Source organism: Homoserinimonas sp. OAct 916, assembly GCF_003260275.1.
Classification (GTDB): Bacteria; Actinomycetota; Actinomycetes; order Actinomycetales; family Microbacteriaceae; genus OACT-916.
On sequence record NZ_QJHB01000116.1, the window covers coordinates 1 to 280 of the forward strand.

General features: G+C 69.3%; 1 protein-coding gene. It reads right to left on the reverse strand.

Features of this window, described 5'->3' with window-relative positions:
• Nucleotides 1-255, reverse strand: a 255-nt coding sequence (locus DL891_RS16925) for a hypothetical protein (RefSeq protein ID WP_198668991.1), incomplete at its 3' end; no start/stop codon positions are given.
• Between the last annotated feature and the right edge of the window lie 25 nt (nucleotides 256-280).

A 280-nucleotide genomic window follows, 5' to 3' on the forward strand; every position in this document is an offset into this window, starting at 1 on the left:
GCTCTCGGTATCGAAGCTGAGCTTGTCGGTGCCGACGAACTGGTCGCCGCGGCGCAGGGCCACGTTGCCTTCGTACTGCGGCACGGTGGTCGTGCCCAGCAGCTGGTCACCCTCGATGTCGGTCGGCTGCTGCTCGCGCGCAGCGCTGGCGGCGGCCTTGTCCTGCCCCGGGACCGGGGTGGGGGCATCGGTGAACGCGGGAATCACGTCGGTAGCCGGGCACAGGCCCCAGTTGAGCGGCTTTTCATCGGCCATTGCCGGCAGGCAGATGGCGATGCTC